The sequence below is a fragment of the Geodermatophilus sp. CPCC 205761 genome (assembly GCF_051383655.1).
Classification (GTDB): Bacteria; Actinomycetota; Actinomycetes; order Mycobacteriales; family Geodermatophilaceae; genus Geodermatophilus.
On sequence record NZ_JALPKQ010000009.1, the window covers coordinates 18,987 to 32,459 of the forward strand.

Sequence of the window (13,473 nt, forward strand, 5' to 3'; positions counted from 1 at the left end):
ACCTCGGCTCGCCCGCCCCGTCCACCGCCGGCATGGGGCGTCCCGTCCCCGCCCCGGTCCGGACCACCATCACCGTCCCCGACGACGTCTCCATGGTCGCCCTCCTCGGCTCGGGCGACGAGCTGCTCCGCCTGGTGGAGAACGAGGTCGACACCGACGTCCACGTGCGCGGCAACGAGATCGCCGTGACCGGGCAGCCGGCCGACAACGCCTTCGCCGTCGCGGTGTTCGACGAGCTCATCGCGCTGCTCGGCACCGGCCAGGCGCTGCGGCCGGACTCGGTGCGCCGGGTCATCGGCATGCTCCGCGCCGGCGGCTCCGAGCGGCCGGCCGAGGTGCTCAGCCTCGACATCCTCAGCCGTCGCGGGCGCACGATCCGGCCCAAGACGCTGAACCAGAAGCGGTACGTCGACGCGATCGACGAGCACACGATCGTCTTCGGCATCGGGCCGGCCGGCACCGGCAAGACCTACCTGGCGATGGCGAAGGCCGTGCAGGCGCTGCAGACCAAGCAGGTCAACCGGATCATCCTCACCCGCCCCGCGGTGGAGGCCGGCGAGCGGCTGGGCTACCTGCCCGGCACACTGTCGGAGAAGATCGACCCCTACCTGCGGCCGCTGTACGACGCGCTGCACGACATGGTCGACCCGGAGTCCATCCCGCGGTTGATGCAGTCCGGGACAATTGAAGTCGCGCCATTGGCGTATATGCGTGGTCGCACGCTCAATGATGCATTCGTCATTCTCGACGAGGCGCAGAACACCACTGCCGAGCAGATGAAGATGTTCCTCACCCGGCTCGGCTTCGGCTCCAAGATCGTCGTCACCGGTGACATCACCCAGGTGGACCTCCCCGGCGGCGCGCAGAGCGGGCTGAGGATCGTCCGCGAGATCCTCGACGGCATCGAGGACGTCCACTTCGCCAACCTGACCAGCGCCGACGTCGTCCGGCACCGGCTGGTCGGCGACATCGTCGACGCCTACGAACGCTGGGACGCCACCCAGCAGCAGAGCCGGCCGGCCGCGCCGCCGCCGGTGCGCGGGCAGCGGCCGCGGCGCCAGGGGGGCTGAACGGCATGCCGGTCGAGGTGGCCAACGAGTCCGAGATCGCCGTCGACGAGTCCTCGCTCGCCGCGATCTGCACCTACGTGCTCGCCGAGCTGGGCGTCAACCCGATGGCCGAGCTGTCGGTGCTGTGCGTCGACCCGGACTACATGAGCACGCTGCACGAACGCTGGATGGGGGAGAAGGGGCCGACCGACGTCCTCGCCTTCCCCATGGACGAGCTGGACACCGGCCGTCCCGACGAGCCGGACCCGGGGCCGGCCCTGCTCGGCGACGTCGTCCTCTGCCCGTCGGTCGCCATCCGCCAGGCCCGCGCCGCCGGCCACACGATGGACGACGAGCTGATCCTGCTGGCCACGCACGGCGTGCTGCACATCCTGGGCTACGACCACATGGAGCCCGAGGAGGAGAAGGAGATGTTCGGCCTGCAGTCCAAGCTGCTGGACGGCTGGCGCTCCGCACCGCGGGCACCGATGACCGGTGAGGCCGTCGAGCGGGGGCCGGGGCAGCGATGACCTCCGGCGAGATCACCCTCCTGGTGATCGCCGTCTGCCTCATCCCCCTCGCCGGCGTCTTCGGTGCGATGGACGCCGCCCTCCAGCGCGTCTCCATGGCCCGGGTGGAGGAGATGCGGCGCGACGGCGTCAAGCGGTCCGCCGTCCTCGTCGACGTCGTGGCCGAGCGGGCGCGGCACGTGTCGCTGCTCCTCCTGCTGCGGATCGCCTGCGAGATGGTCGCCGCGGTCATGGGCGCCGTCGTCGTGTACCGGCTGTGGGGCGGTGGCTGGCAGACCGTGCTCGCCACGGCCGGCGTCATGACCGTCGTCAGCTATGTGCTCGTCGGCGTCGGCCCGCGCACGCTCGGCCGCCAGCACGCCTACGGGTTCGCGCTGGCCACGGCCGGCCTGGTGCGGCTGCTCGGCCGGGTGCTCGGGCCGGTGGCGACGCTGCTGATCCTGGTCGGCAACGCGCTGACCCCCGGCCGTGGCTACCGCGACGGGCCGTTCTCCTCCGAGGTGGAGCTGCGCGAGCTGGTCGACATGGCCGAGGAGCGCGGCGTCGTCGAGTCCGGCGAGCGCAACATGATCCACTCGGTGTTCGAGCTCGGCGACACGATCGCCCGCGAGGTGATGGTGCCGCGCACCGACGTCGTGTGGATCGAGCGCACCAAGACCGTGCGGCAGGCCCTCGCGCTGGCGATGCGCAGCGGGTTCAGCCGGCTGCCGGTCATCGGGGAGAACGTCGACGACGTCGTCGGCGTCGTCTACCTCAAGGACCTCATCCGCCGGACCCAGGGCGTGCACGACCCGAAGAACGGGCTGCGGGTCGAGGAGCTCATGCGGCCGCCGACGTTCGTGCCGGAGTCCAAGCCGGTCGACGAGCTGCTGCGCGACATGCAGGCGCAGCGCATCCACATCGCGATCGTCGTCGACGAGTACGGCGGCTTCGCGGGGCTGGTGACCATCGAGGACATCCTCGAGGAGATCGTCGGCGAGATCGCCGACGAGCACGACGCGTTCCAGCGGCCCCCGGTCGAGCGGCTGGCCGACGGCTCGGTGCGGATCACCGCCCGGTTGCCGGTGGAGGACCTCGCCGAGCTGTTCGACGTCGAGCTGCCGGAGGACGACGACGTGGAGACCGTCGGCGGCCTGCTGGCCCGCGAGCTCGGCCTGGTCCCGATCGAGGGCTCGGTCGCCGAGGTCGCCGGTCTGCGGCTGGTCGCGGAGAGCACCGGCGGGCGGCGCAACCGGATCGACACCATCCTGGTCTGCCGGGTGCCGGAGCCGGTGGCCGAGGACGACGAGGAGCCGGGGGCCACCCGAGCGGACGTGCCCGCGGCCGTGGAAAGCTGACCGGCCGTGTCTGAACTCCAGCCCGAGGACGCCAAGCTCGTCACCCTCGCCCGCTCCGCCCGCGGCCGCACCGGCGCACCGGAGGGCGCCGCCGTGCGCGACACCGACGGGCGCACCTACGTCGCCGCGTCGGTCGCCCTGCCGTCGCTGACGCTGTCGGCGCTGCAGGCCGCGGTCGCCGCCGCCGTCTCCAGCGGCGTCGAGGGGCTGGAGGCCGCCGCGATCGTCTCCGCCGCCGACGCGGTCGAGGAGGCCGGGCTGGCCGCGGTCCGCGACCTCACGCCGTCCGCCCCGGTGTTCCTCGCCGGCCCGGACGGCGCGGTGCGCACCAGCGCCTGAGTCAACGGCCGCGGGCCCGGGCTCTCGCCTGCTCGCTGATCTCCTCGGCGTGGGCCAGGAAGTGCTCGCGGGTGGCCAGCGCGTTCCGCACGTAGTCGCCCACGGCCGCCGCGTCGACGGCGGCCCCGCGCGGGAAGTCCCAGGTGGTGAGCGTGGACGACCCGGGCCGCAGCACGCCCAGCGGGTCGTCGAGGAGCACCCCCCACAGGAAGCGCAGGTTGACGGCGTCCTTGGTGACGCTCAGGGCGACCACCCACTGCCGCCAGCGGGCGTCCAGCGCGTAGACCGGCATCCGGTACTTGATGGCGAGCTCCAGCTCGGGAGCCGCGGCCCGGACGGCGGCGTCGAGCTCGCGGAGCGTCTCCGCCGCGGCGGCGTCCACGCCCGCCAGGTACTGATCGAGGGGCTCCACGGCGGAGGAGGCTAGTGCCGGTCCCCGGCGGTCGGCCGTCCGAGGGCCTCGGCGAACGCCTCCGGGTCGCGCACCCAGACGGTGAAGGCCCGCTCGCCGTCGCCGTCGGCGGCCAGGTGCCGGACGGCGACCCGCGTGCGACCCGGCCACCAGCCACCGCGCGACCTCGCCCGGGGCCACCCGTCCGGCGGGTTCCCCCGGCGCACCTCGCGGACCAGGCTGCGGGCGACCACGTGCAGCGTCGACGTCCGCCGCAGCCCGGCGATGTCGAAGGAGAGCCCGGCGTCGGACACGGTCGTGCGCGCGGTCGACAGCACCAGCACGGCCACGCCGAGCAGCACCGCCAGCGGCAGCTCGTCCACCAGTCCGGCGGTGCCGCGCTGCCAGGCGAACAGGCCCAGCCAGGCCGCGACGCAGAGCAGCGCGGTGAGCACGAGCCACGGGCGCGCGGGGTTGAACTGCCAGTAGCGCAGCGGTGCCGGCGTCACCGTCGCCGAGCGCCGCGGGCCGCGGCGGGGGAAGAAGCCGTAGGCCCCGACCTGCGTGGTGTGCCGCTCCTGCTCCCGCAGCACCCGTACCGCCAGGGGCTCGTCCTGCTCCCGCCGTCTCCGCCCAGCCACGTCCCGATCCTCCCAGGCGGCCTCCTCCGGACTCCCCGCGCCGGGAGTCCGGGACCCGCCCCGGACTCCCGGCGCGGAATGTCCGGGAGCTCACCCGGTGGCGCACCGGGGGTGTCGGACGGCGGTGGGAGACTGGTGCGGTGACCTCGCCGGACCAGCCGTACCGCAGCGGCTTCGCCTGTCTGGTGGGCCGCCCCAACGCCGGCAAGACCACGCTCACCAACGCGCTGGTCGGCGAGAAGGTCGGCATCGTCAGCAACCGCCCGCAGACCACGCGGCACGCCATCCGCGGCGTCGTCCACCGGCCCGGCGGTCAGCTGGTGCTCGTCGACACCCCCGGCCTGCACAAGCCCAAGAGCCTGCTCGGCCGCCGGCTCAACGACGTCGTCCGCGACACGCTGTCCGAGGTCGACGTCGTCGTCTTCTGCGTGCCCGCCGACCAGCCCGTCGGCACCGGCGACCGGTTCATCGCCCGGCAGCTGCGCGAGGTGCGGGTGCCGGTCGTCGTGGTCGTGACCAAGACCGACGCCGCGTCGAAGAAGCAGGTCGCCGAGCAACTCGTGGCCGCCAGCCAGCTGGTGGAGGCGGCCGAGGTCGTCCCGGTCAGCGCCGTGGCCGGCGACCAGGTCGAGCTGCTGGAGGACCTCCTGGTCGGCCTGCTGCCCGAGGGGCCGCCGCTGTACCCGGAGGAGCAGACCACCGACGAGGACGTCGAGCGGCAGATCGCCGAGCTGGTGCGCGAGGCCGCCCTGGAGAAGGTGCGCCAGGAGGTGCCGCACTCCCTCGCCGTCACCATCGAGGAGATGACCCGCAGCCCCGACCCCAAGCGGGCCGGCGGCGAGCTGGTCGCGGTGCACGCGCTGCTGCACTGCGAGCGCCCGAGCCAGAAGCCGATGCTGCTGGGCCGCGGCGGGGAGATCATCAAGGCCATCGGCACCGAGGCGCGCCAGGGGATGGAGACGCTGCTCGGCGCCCGGGTGCACCTCGACCTGCACGTCACGGTGCTGGGCGAGTGGCAGGACGACCCCAAGAAGCTGAACCGGCTGGGCTACTGATGAGCACCACACCGAAGTCGCTCTACCGCGACGAGGGGGTCGTGCTGCGGACCCAGAAGCTGGGCGAGGCCGACCGGATCGTCACGGTGCTGACCCGGCGGCACGGCAAGGTGCGCGCCGTCGCGAAGGGCGTCCGCCGCACCAAGAGCAAGTTCGGCGCCCGGCTGGAACCCTTCAGCCACGTCGACCTGCAGTTCTACACGGGCCGCAACCTCGACATCGTCAACCAGGCGGAGTCCATCCGCGCCTACGGCCAGCCGATCGCCGGCGACTACCCGGCCTACACCGCCGGCACCGCCGTGCTCGAGACCGCCGACCGGCTCACCGCCGAGGAGAAGGAGCCCTCGCTGCGGCTGTTCCTCCTCGTCATCGGGGCGCTGCGCTCACTGGCCGAGCGGACCCACCCGGCCGGCCTGGTGCTCGACGCCTTCCTGCTGCGGGCCATGTCGGTGGCCGGCTGGGAACCGGCGCTGGCCGGGTGCGCCCGCTGCGGCGAGGAGGGCCCGCACCGGCACTTCTCCGTGCCGGCCGGCGGCACGGTGTGCCCGCCCTGCCGCCCGGCCGGGTCGGCGATGCCCAATCCGGTCACCATCGAGCTGCTCGACGCGCTGCTGACCGGCGACTGGGCGACCGCCGAGGCCAGCCAGGGGGTCAACCGCCGGGAGGGCAGCGGCCTGGTCGCCGCGTTGCTGCAGTGGCACCTCGAGCGCGGGCTGCGCTCGCTGCCGCTGGTCGACCGTTCCGATCCGTCGGCCCCGCGCCGGGAAGCGGGCCTGCTGAGTGAGGCGTGAGGTGAAGGCGCCCGACCCGCACCCCTCCGGTGCGCGGCCGCCGGCGATCCCGGCCGACAAGGTCCCCGGCCACGTGGCGATCGTGATGGACGGTAACGGGCGGTGGGCCAAGCAGCGCGGACTGCCCCGCACCGCCGGGCACGAGGCGGGGGAGTCCTCGCTGTTCGACTGCGTCGAGGGCGCCATCGAGCTGGGCATCTCGGCGATCAGCGCCTACGCCTTCTCCACGGAGAACTGGCGGCGCAGCCCGGAGGAGGTCCGCTTCCTCATGGGCTTCAACCGCGACGTCATCCGCCGGCGCCGGGACGAGATGCACGAGCTGGGCGTGCGGGTGCGCTGGGCCGGCCGCCGTCCGCGGCTGTGGCGCAGCGTCATCAAGGAGCTCGAGGTCGCCGAGGAGCTCACCCGCGACAACGACGTCCTGACGCTCACCATGTGCGTCAACTACGGGGGGCGGGCCGAGATCGCCGACGCCGCCGCCGCGATCGCCCGCGAGGTGGCCGCCGGCCGGCTCAAGCCGGACAAGGTCACCGAGGAGACCGTCGCCCGGTTCCTCGACGAGCCGGACATGCCCGACGTCGACCTGTTCGTCCGCAGCTCCGGGGAGAACCGCACCAGCAACTTCCTGCTGTGGCAGTCGGCGTACGCCGAGTTCGTCTTCCTCGACACGCTCTGGCCGGACTTCGACCGGCGGCACCTGTGGGCCGCGTGCGAGGAGTATGCGTCGCGGCAGCGCCGCTTCGGCACAGCCTGACCACAGCCCCGGGAGCATCGCAGCGAGGAACGAGCGAGGCGCGGACCGGGGCGCGGAGTCAGGCCGGGGGGCACAGCCTGACGACAGCCCCGGGAGCATCGCAGCGAGGCGCGGACCGGGGCGCGGAGTCAGGCCGGGGGGCACAGCCTGACGCGCGGCCGGCCGGCGGTCGTCGGGTCCGTTGACACGGGCGGTCCCTCGCTCGACAGTGGCGGCTCCCGGACTAGGACGGACCATCCCCGTGAGCGACTGCACCATCGCGTCTCCGCACGCCCAGGACCCGCGACCCGCTCCACCCGCGGACCTCCCTGAGCAGTCGCCCGCGACCGACCCGTGGACCGACGGCGCATCGACGGCGGGGTGGCTGGTCTGGTGAGCGTCTCGAGCGGAGCCACCGTGCCGCCGTTCGACCAGGTCGGGGTCGCGATCGCCCCGGGGACGGACCTCGTCGTCCGGGTGCCGGGCATCGTGCTCGTGGTCGCCGTCGAGGCGACGGCGACACCGGCACCCGCCGTCCGCCTGGGCGGCTGGGCTGCCGCGCCGGTGGCTCCTCCGCCTGCGGTTCCGGTCGGTGACCGGCGGGTCGGCGAGCTGGTCGACCTGTGCCGGCGCGTCTCGGCCGCCGGCAGCCGCGCGCCAGGACGGCGGCTGCACGAGGAGCTGCGCGGCTGGCTGGCGTCCCACAGCGAGCCGCCCTCCTTCGCGGTGGCCGGGGCCACCGAGGACGGTCTCGCCATCGGGCTGGCCGGCCGGGGCGTGGCCGAGGTGCCCGACCTCGGCCTTCGGCTGACCCCGCAGGACGGCGAACGGCTGCCCGACGGCACCGCGTTCCTCGACCGCCTGGTGGACTGGCCTCCCGCTCCGCTGCGGCTCACCGCCGGGGCACCGCTGGAGATGGCCCCCCACCCGCTGGCCGACCTGATGGCGGGCACGGTCCCCGGGGCCGCGGCGGTGCTTACCCCGGCACCCTCGCCCGCGCCGGACGCGCCGTCGCACCCGGCCTCCGTCCGGCTCCCGTCCCCGGCGGCGGTGCCCGCCGGTCCGGACCCCGCGGCTGCCGGGACGGCGATGCCGCCGGTGGCGGGCACGGGCGTCCCGCCGGTGCCGCCGGCGTCCCTCGCCGCGTCCGCGCCGCACGAGCAGGGCCCCGCCGCACAGGCCCGCGGGCCGCACGCCGCGTCCGGACCGGACGTCGTCGTCCCGCCGCCGGTGGCGCTGCCGCCGCCGCTGCGCGCGGTCTCCCTGTCGGCTCCCTCCGAGGCCGAGCCGCCGCGGCCGCCGCTGCCCATCGTCTCGACCGAGCAGCCACCGGCCGCCCTGGTACGGGAACCCGAGGACACCCGGCCCCGGGCGAAGGGCTTCCTCTGCGAGAACGGGCACCTCAACGACCCGCGCCTGCCCTTCTGTGCCCTGTGCGGCGTCCGGGTGGTGCAGCAGAGCGGGGTTCTCGTCGAGGGCGTCCGCCCGCCGCTGGGCCTGCTCCTGTTCGACAACGGCGCCACGGTCAGCCTGGATGCCGACTACCTGCTCGGCCGCGAGCCGGAGATCGACGACCGGGTGCGCTCCGGCCAGTTGCGGCCGCTGCTGGTGGTCGACCAGACCGGCGGGGTGAGCCGGCGGCACGCCGAGATCCGGCTCGAGGGCTGGGACGTCGTCCTGGTCGACACCGGCTCGGCCAACGGCACGCTGGTCGCGCCGCGCGGGGCCCCCGCGTGGTCGTCGCTGGTCCCGGGGCAGCCGATCCACCTGCTGCCCGGCATGGCCGTGCGGATGGGCAGCCGACAGTTCGTCTTCGAGTTCCCGCACGGCGGTCACTGACCCGCCGAGGGGCCATCGTGGCCTCGACGGCCCCCGGGGGGTGCGACGACGCGGCCGTGGACGCCCTTCCGGGTCCGGCCACGCCCCGGCAGACTGGGCCGCTGCCGCCGCCGTCCGGTCGCCGCGGCTGCCACGGGGTAGACACGTTCCGGGAGGACTTCGGATGGATGCCGTCGGCCTGGTGGGCGCGGCGCCCGCAACCATCGCGGACTACCAGGTGATCCGGGTGCTCGGCGAGGGCAACAACGGCCGGTTCTACCTGGCCCGCCCGCCGGCGCGGCTCGGGCTGCCCGACGAGTACGTCGCGGTCAAGGTGTTCACCGGTACCCACAGCGAGCAGGCCTACGAGCGCGGCGTCCGTGAGCTGCGGGCCTTCGCGCAGGTCAGCTCGCCGTACCTGGTGCGGGTCTACGACGCCGTCCTGCAGGACAGCTTCCTGTACGCGATGGAGTACTGCCCGCTGGGCTCGCTGGCCGCGCCGGCCCGCCCGCTGCGGCGCGGAGAGGTGCTGCGGGCCGTCGCGCACGCCGCGTCGGCGCTGCACGCCCTGCACGAGGCGGGGCTGACCCACGGCGACGTCAAGCCCGGCAACATCCTGCTCACCGAGGACGGCGGCAAGCTCTCCGACCTCGGCCTGGCCCGGTTCCTCACCCCGGGCGTGACGCTGACCGGCATGGCCAGCGCCGCGTCGGTGGAGTTCCTCGACCCCGCGCTGCTGCGGGGGGAGCGGCCGTCCCGCGCCACCGAGGTGTTCGCCCTCGGTGCGACCCTGCACCGCGCGCTGACCGGGAACGGCCTCTACGGCGAGCTGCCCGACAGCGAGCCGCTGCAGGCCATCCGCACGGTGATGAGCGCCGAGCCGCGGATCCAGCCGGGCATGACGGCGGAGGAGGAGGCGCTCGTGCGCCAGTGCCTCGCGCCGGTCGGCACCCGCCCGGCGACGGCGCTGCAGGTGGCCGAGCGGATCGACGCGCTGGCCCGCGCCGCCCTGGCCGCTCCTGCCTGACCGGCGGGCTCGTGAGGGGCGCCCGCCGCCGTGCGGGCTGACGAGGCATAGGAAGCAATACCCACGTCCTCGCCCCCGTGACGTGGGTATTGGTTCCTATGCCTGAGGAGAACCCGGTCAGCCGAAGTCGCTGTTGGCGTTCTCCAGCCACCACGTGACCAGCGTGCGCAGCCCCTCGGGACCGCCGTTCGCGATCACCACGATGCCCTCGGCGCCGTACTCGTCCTGGGTCCAGATCAGGAACGAGTTGTTGTCCGCGTCGACGTAGCAGGCGACCTGGCCCGCGTCCTGCTGGTTGATCGTGTACGGCTGGTAGCCCTGGGTGTCCGGGCAGTTCTGGTCCTGCCCGAGCCGGGTCACCCCGTTGCGCTCCATGTCGGCCAGGAAGACCTCGTCGAGCTTCGCGGCGTCCTCGTACAGGTAGAAGGCCGAGTCGGTCGGGCCGGGCTGCGCGGTGGCCGGGCCGCAGCCGAGACCCGCCAGCTCGCCGTCCCCCGCGGTGTCGGGCCGGCAGGCGGCCGGGTCGAAGCCGCCGGGCAGGATCGCCAGCAGCTCGTCCTGCGGATCGGTCGCCGGCGTCGTCGACGCCGAGGTCGAGGTCGAGGAGGCCGCGGAGGACGACGTGGAGGTGTCGCTGCTCGCCGGGGTGGTCGGCTCGTCGCCACCGCGGGCCAGCGCGATGATCCCGACGACCACGGCGACGACGGCCACGGCGACCGCGCCCAGGATCAGCGGCAGCCGGTTGGGCGTGCGGCCGCCCGGGGCGGGCGAGCCGGGGACCGGGTAGCCGCCGGGACCGGCGGGCGGCGGGTAGCCGGGCGCTGGGAAGCCGGTGCGTGGACCGGGGTCGGACGGCGGCCCGTACCCGCCGGGGTCCGACGGCGGCCCGTAGCCACCGGGATGGGACGGCGGCCCGTAGCCGCCGGGGTCGGACGGCGGGCCGTAGCCACCGGGGTGGGAGAAGCCGATCGTCTGCGGGGTGAACGGCATCGGGGTGATCGAGGTCGGGGGAGCGGAGGGCACGTGCTGCGGCGTCACCCCGGACTCCTTGAGGGCGGCGCGGGCGGCGGCGGCGAGCTCGCCACAGCTGCCGTACCGCTGATCGCGGTCCTTCGCCAGGCCCTTCCGCACCACGGCGTCCAGCGCCGGAGGGAGGCCGGGGCGGACGGCGGACGGCGCCTCGGGCTCGTTGTTGAGGTGCGCGAACATGAGCGTGGCCAGGCCGTCGCCGGTGAACGGCCGGCGGCCGGTGAGGCACTCGAACAGCACGCAGGCCAGCGCGTAGACGTCGACCCGCTGGTCGATCGGCTGCTCCAGGAAGCGCTCGGGCGCCATGTAGTCGAACGAGCCGAGCGCCGCGCCGGTCCGGGTCAGGGAGGGGCCGGAGGAGTCGTTCGTGGAGCGGGCGATGCCGAAGTCGACGAGGTGGACGAACTCGTCCTCGCCCTGCCCGCTGAGCAGGATGTTCGACGGCTTGACGTCGCGGTGCACGAGGCCGTCGGCGTGCGCGGCGTCCAGCGCCCGGGCGGTCTGGCTGATCACCGACACGGCGCGGGCGGGGTCCATCGGCCCCTCCTCGGCCAGCACGGCGGCGACGTCGCGGCCCGGCACCAGGCGCATGTCGAGGAACAGCCGGCCGTCGATCTCGCCGAAGCGGTGAATGGGGACGATGTGCGGCTCGTTCAGCCGGGCGGCCAGGTGCGCCTCGCGGCGGAACCGCTCGCGGTAGCCCGCGTCGGCGGCGAGGTGCTCGGAGAGGACCTTGAGCGCCACCACGCGGTCGTGCTCGGTGTCGAACGCGCGGTAGACCTCGCCCATGCCGCCGCGACCCAGCAGGGCCTCGATCCGATAGGCGCCGAACTGTTGCAGATCCACCGTCTCCGAGCCCCTCCGTGTGCCGCCGCGGAGGCGCTCGTCGCTGCCGGTGCCCGCGCGGACGTCGGCGGAGTCTAGGGACGTATCGGTCCGGCGACCAGCGGCCCGGCCGCAGCCGGGTGCCGGCCTGCCGGACGGCGTCCGGGGCGTGCCGGCCGCCGCGCTTCGTGACGCAGCTGTGACCGCGCGCGGCGGCCGAACCGGTAGGCGTCCGGCCCGCCCGTCACTACCTTGCACGTGCTCCGGACCCGGCCAGGGTCCTTCCGGGCGCCTCGCGCCTCCGCAGACGATCGGACGAGACGCACCATGAGCCAGCCTCCAGGTTCCTACGGCCGGCCGGGGCCGCCCGCTCCCTACGGGCAGCCGGGCACGTACGGCCAGCCGGGCCCGTACGGGCAACCCGGCCCCGGAGGCCCCTCCGGCCCCTTCGGCCCGGGCCCCTTCGGCCCGGGCCCCGGCGGGTCCGGGCAGCCGCCGGAGAAGCGGGGCGCGCTGCCGTGGCTGGTGGCCGCGCTCGTGGTCGTGCTCGCGGGGATCGGCGTGCTGCTGTTCGTCCGGCTCGGCGGCGGCGACGAGGGGGCCGGCACCGCCGGCGGCTCCACGTCGGCGTCCACGTCGTCGCCCGCGATCGAGACGGGGATGGACACCGAGGGTGCCGCGCCCCCGTCGATCCCCGGCGGGGCGAGCGTGCCGCCGGCCGGGAACCCCGGCGGCGGCACCGGCGGGGCCGTCGAGCCCCGGTCGCAGGCCGGTGCCGACGAGGGGCGGTACCCCGGCTCGGGCGACGTCGCCGTGACGTTCATGAACGGCATCCTGGAGTTCGACGTCGGCACCGTCTTCGCACTCTCCTGCGCCACGCTCCAGGACGAGGCGGTCTCGGCCTCGGCCGGCACCGGGCAGACGCCGGAGGAGTACCTGACCGCGTTCTTCTACGACCGCGTCCTCGCCGGCGAGACGATCTCCGGCGGGCAGAGCACCGGCATCGTCCACGACCCCGGCAGCGGTCTGGACGTCGTCAGCTTCGACGTCACGACGACCGGCGGGACCCCCGCCGAGGTGCTCGTCGGCGTCGACCAGGCACTGACCGTCTGCGGTTTCGCGTGAGCGCGAGGACGGGGAGGCCCCCGTGTTCGCGGTGACCCGCCTGCGCGTGCCGGAGCAGGACGCCGGCACCCTGGCCACCGACGTCGCGGCGCTGCTGGCCGCCCTCGCCGCGCGGCCGGGCTTCCGCGACGGCGAGCTGGGCCGGTCCGCGGACGACCCGGCGCTGTGGGCGCTGGTCACCCGCTGGGACGGCGTCGGCGCCTACCGCCGCGCGCTCTCGGCCGCCGAGGTGAAGATCGCCGGAGCGCCGGTCTGGGTGCACGCGCTCGACGAGCCGGGCGCCTACCTCACCGACTGAACGGGACGACGCGGGTGTCACGCCGGCCGGACGGCCGGCCGGCCATACGCTGCCCGCGTGGTCGGACAGACACGCAGGGCGAGGAGCGCGCGCAAGCGGAAGCGCCGGATGGCGCGCGTCGAGCACGACCTCAGCCCCGCGCAGTGGACGGCGCTCCAGGCGGCCTGGGGTGGCTGCGCGTACTGCGGTGCGACCGGCACGCCGCTGCAGCGCGACTGCGTCCTGCCGATCTCCCGCGGCGGTCGCTACACCCTCGACAACATCGCGCCGGCGTGCAGTTCCTGCAACGCCAGCAAGTGCAACGACGAGGTGACCGGCTGGCTGCGGCGCAAGCGGCTCGACGAACGCGCCTTCCTGGTCCGCCACGCGGAGGTCGGGGCGGCGCTGGCCCTGCTGTTCGCCCCCGGGCCGGAGGACGAACCCGGCGGCTGACCGAAGGGCTCCGCGGGGGCGCAACTACCGTGGACGGGTCAACCGCCGACCGC

General features: G+C 74.7%; 15 protein-coding genes. 12 read left to right on the forward strand and 3 right to left on the reverse strand.

What is annotated here, in order from left to right; translation table 11 throughout:
- Positions 1-32: 32 nt before the first annotated feature.
- The 4 genes from MY526_RS07350 to MY526_RS07365 are packed head-to-tail and all read left to right on the forward strand — an operon-like array spanning position 33 to position 3,255.
- Positions 33-1,070: a PhoH family protein gene (locus tag MY526_RS07350; RefSeq protein ID WP_436690682.1), complete on the forward strand. Its 1,038-nt coding sequence runs from the start codon at positions 33-35 to the stop codon at positions 1,068-1,070.
- Positions 1,071-1,075: 5 nt separating this feature from the next.
- Positions 1,076-1,579, forward strand: a complete 504-nt coding sequence (gene ybeY / locus MY526_RS07355; protein ID WP_436690684.1) for an rRNA maturation RNase YbeY — start codon at positions 1,076-1,078, stop codon at positions 1,577-1,579.
- On the forward strand, positions 1,576-2,916 hold the full coding sequence (locus MY526_RS07360; RefSeq protein ID WP_436690685.1) for a hemolysin family protein: 1,341 nt from the start codon (positions 1,576-1,578) through the stop codon (positions 2,914-2,916). Before ybeY ends, MY526_RS07360 begins: the two co-directional genes overlap by 4 nt.
- 6 nt (positions 2,917-2,922) lie before the next feature.
- Positions 2,923-3,255 (forward strand): cytidine deaminase, encoded by a 333-nt coding sequence (locus tag MY526_RS07365; protein WP_436690687.1) that lies wholly within the window; start codon positions 2,923-2,925, stop codon positions 3,253-3,255.
- Between the two features lies 1 nt (position 3,256).
- On the opposite strand, the gene MY526_RS07370 is transcribed toward MY526_RS07365, so the two are convergent.
- The gene (locus MY526_RS07370) at positions 3,257-3,667 is read right to left on the reverse strand and encodes a DUF1801 domain-containing protein (RefSeq protein ID WP_436690689.1); all 411 of its coding nucleotides are present in this window, start codon (positions 3,665-3,667) and stop codon (positions 3,257-3,259) included.
- Positions 3,668-3,678: 11 nt separating this feature from the next.
- Positions 3,679-4,287 (reverse strand): hypothetical protein, encoded by a 609-nt coding sequence (locus tag MY526_RS07375; RefSeq protein ID WP_436703588.1) that lies wholly within the window; start codon positions 4,285-4,287, stop codon positions 3,679-3,681.
- A 140-nt stretch (positions 4,288-4,427) separates the two neighbouring features.
- Here MY526_RS07375 and era point away from each other — a divergent pair, with 140 nt between their 5' ends.
- The 5 genes from era (at position 4,428) to MY526_RS07400 (ending at position 9,711) form a co-directional block, all read left to right on the forward strand.
- Entirely contained in the window at positions 4,428-5,342 is a 915-nt protein-coding gene (era, locus tag MY526_RS07380) for a GTPase Era (protein ID WP_436703589.1), read from the forward strand.
- Positions 5,342-6,133, forward strand: a complete 792-nt coding sequence (recO, locus tag MY526_RS07385; RefSeq protein WP_436690694.1) for a DNA repair protein RecO — start codon at positions 5,342-5,344, stop codon at positions 6,131-6,133. Before era ends, recO begins: the two co-directional genes overlap by 1 nt.
- A gap of 1 nt (position 6,134) precedes the next feature.
- Positions 6,135-6,887, forward strand: coding sequence for an isoprenyl transferase (locus tag MY526_RS07390; RefSeq protein ID WP_436690696.1), 753 nt, complete (start codon positions 6,135-6,137; stop codon positions 6,885-6,887).
- A gap of 372 nt (positions 6,888-7,259) precedes the next feature.
- Positions 7,260-8,705, forward strand: a complete 1,446-nt coding sequence (locus MY526_RS07395) for an FHA domain-containing protein (protein WP_436703590.1) — start codon at positions 7,260-7,262, stop codon at positions 8,703-8,705.
- 163 nt (positions 8,706-8,868) lie between these two features.
- Positions 8,869-9,711, forward strand: coding sequence for a serine/threonine-protein kinase (locus MY526_RS07400; protein ID WP_436690700.1), 843 nt, complete (start codon positions 8,869-8,871; stop codon positions 9,709-9,711).
- Positions 9,712-9,828: 117 nt separating this feature from the next.
- Here MY526_RS07400 and MY526_RS07405 read toward each other — a convergent pair whose 3' ends face one another.
- Positions 9,829-11,586 (reverse strand): serine/threonine-protein kinase, encoded by a 1,758-nt coding sequence (locus MY526_RS07405; protein ID WP_436703591.1) that lies wholly within the window; start codon positions 11,584-11,586, stop codon positions 9,829-9,831.
- 306 nt (positions 11,587-11,892) lie between these two features.
- Between MY526_RS07405 and MY526_RS07410 the strand changes: the two genes are divergently transcribed.
- Genes MY526_RS07410 through MY526_RS07420 form a run of 3 tightly spaced genes read left to right on the forward strand, consistent with a single transcriptional unit; the run spans position 11,893 to position 13,420 of the window.
- A complete protein-coding gene (locus tag MY526_RS07410; RefSeq protein ID WP_436690704.1) occupies positions 11,893-12,690 on the forward strand; it encodes a hypothetical protein in 798 nt (265 codons plus the stop codon).
- 22 nt (positions 12,691-12,712) lie between these two features.
- On the forward strand, positions 12,713-12,988 hold the full coding sequence (locus MY526_RS07415) for an antibiotic biosynthesis monooxygenase family protein (RefSeq protein WP_436690706.1): 276 nt from the start codon (positions 12,713-12,715) through the stop codon (positions 12,986-12,988).
- A gap of 57 nt (positions 12,989-13,045) precedes the next feature.
- Positions 13,046-13,420, forward strand: a complete 375-nt coding sequence (locus MY526_RS07420; protein WP_436690708.1) for an HNH endonuclease — start codon at positions 13,046-13,048, stop codon at positions 13,418-13,420.
- Positions 13,421-13,473 lie beyond the last annotated feature (53 nt).

What these genes read in the sequence shown, in the direction of transcription:
- MY526_RS07350 (WP_436690682.1), top strand. Translation starts at nt 33, where the DNA reads ATGGGGCGTCCCGTCCCCGCCCCGGTCCGGACCACCATCACCGTCCCC.
- ybeY (WP_436690684.1), top strand. Translation starts at nt 1,076, where the DNA reads ATGCCGGTCGAGGTGGCCAACGAGTCCGAGATCGCCGTCGACGAGTCC.
- MY526_RS07360 (WP_436690685.1), top strand. Translation starts at nt 1,576, where the DNA reads ATGACCTCCGGCGAGATCACCCTCCTGGTGATCGCCGTCTGCCTCATC.
- recO (WP_436690694.1), top strand. Translation starts at nt 5,342, where the DNA reads ATGAGCACCACACCGAAGTCGCTCTACCGCGACGAGGGGGTCGTGCTG.
- MY526_RS07400 (WP_436690700.1), top strand. Translation starts at nt 8,869, where the DNA reads ATGGATGCCGTCGGCCTGGTGGGCGCGGCGCCCGCAACCATCGCGGAC.
- MY526_RS07410 (WP_436690704.1), top strand. Translation starts at nt 11,893, where the DNA reads ATGAGCCAGCCTCCAGGTTCCTACGGCCGGCCGGGGCCGCCCGCTCCC.